Below are 1,532 nucleotides of genomic sequence, written 5' to 3'. Positions count from 1 at the left end.
GGCCGAGCGGCGGCTGGCGGCCCAGACCGCCAAGGTCGGGGTGGCCACGGCCGACCTCTTCCCGCGCGTCCGCGTCACCGGCTTCGTCGGCTTCCTCACCGGCACGGCCTCCGGCTTCGGCGACAGCGCCAGCCAGGCCTGGTCGGTGGCCCCCTCGGTCAGCTGGCCCGCCCTCGACCTCGGCGGCGCCCATGCCCGGCTGAAGGCGGCGCAGGCCCGCAACGACGCAGCCCTGGCGGCCTACGACAAGGCGGTGCTGACGGCCATTGAGGACCTGGAGACGGCGCTCGTTTCCTACCGCCAGCGCCAGGCGCGCCTGGCCAGCCTCGCCGACCAGGCCGCCGCCTCCCGCCGCGCCGCCGAACTGGCGCGCATCCAGTACAAGGAAGGCGGCATCGACTTCCTGGTGCTGCTGGATGCCGAACGGACGCTGCTGAGCGCCGAGGACGCCCTGACCGTGGCCGAGACGGGCGTGAACACGGATGTCGTGGCGATCTACAAGGCGCTGGGCGGGGGGTGGTCGTAAGATCCTCCCCCTCTGGGGGAGGTGGCGCGAAGCGCCGGAGGGGGGCCGTTTTCAGCTGCCGCAGCTTCGGCCGACTTCGCGCCACTCCCCTCTCCGTCGGCTACGCCGACACCTCTCCCACAGGGAGAGGGTCTTTCGGGCCGCCTCCCCCGTCCCTACCTGCACAGCTCCACCGAGGAGCCCCCGCATGGCCGCCGCCGACGCCCACCAGTACCAGCCCCGCGACGGCCACGGCCTGGCCCACGATCCGTTCAATTCCATCGTCGGCCCGCGCCCGATCGGCTGGATCTCGACGGTGGACGCGGAAGGCCGCCGCAACCTGGCGCCCTACAGCTTCTTCAACGCCTTCAACTACACCCCGCCGATCGTCGGCTTCGCCAGCACCGGCTGGAAGGACACCGTGGCCAACATCCAGGCCACCGGCGTGTTCTGCTGGAACCTGGCCACCCGCGACCTGGCCGCGGCGATGAACGTCACCTCCGCCCCCGCCGCCCCCGGCCAGGACGAGTTCGAACTGGCCGGCCTGACCCCGGTCGCCGGCAGCCTGATCGCCGCCCCGCGCGTGCTGGAGAGCCCGGTGAACTTCGAGTGCCGCCTGACCCAGTCGTTCAAGCTGACCAAGGCGAACGGCGACGAGGTCGAGACCTGGATGACCTTCGGCGAAGTCGTCGCCGTGCACATCGACCGCCGCCTGATCCGTCCTGACGGCGTCTACGACGCCCCGGCCGGCGAGCCGATCCTGCGCTGGGGCGGCCGCGGCGACTACGTCGCCGTCGAGCCCTCGGCGCTGTTCGAGATGATCCGGCCGACCAAGGCGGATATTCCGACCCCGTGAACACCTCTCCCAGAGGGAGAGGGAGGGGCCCATGCGCAGCATGGGAGGGTGAGGGGTTTCGGACTTGCCGGACAAGGCAATGAGATCGAGGTGATGGGACCGCCAGCGGTTTACCCCCTCACCCTCCCACGCCTGTCGGCGCGGGCCCCTCCCTCTCCCCATGGGAGAGGT

General features: G+C 71.5%; 2 protein-coding genes. Both read left to right on the top strand.

The annotated features are described in order from the left end of the window. Positions 1–526: TolC family protein (locus DMC18_RS24460; protein ID WP_146218207.1), on the top strand; the 526-nt coding region annotated here is incomplete at its 5' end. Between the two features lie 187 nt (positions 527–713). Next, on the top strand, positions 714–1,361 hold the full coding sequence (locus tag DMC18_RS24455; protein ID WP_110120411.1) for a flavin reductase family protein: 648 nt from the start codon (positions 714–716) through the stop codon (positions 1,359–1,361). Positions 1,362–1,532 lie beyond the last annotated feature (171 nt).

Origin of the sequence: Caulobacter sp. D5 (assembly GCF_003185805.1) — a bacterium.
GTDB lineage: Bacteria > Pseudomonadota > Alphaproteobacteria > Caulobacterales > Caulobacteraceae > Caulobacter.
The sequence above is the reverse complement of the archived record's forward strand: the minus strand, read 5'-3'. Positions and strand labels throughout refer to the sequence as shown.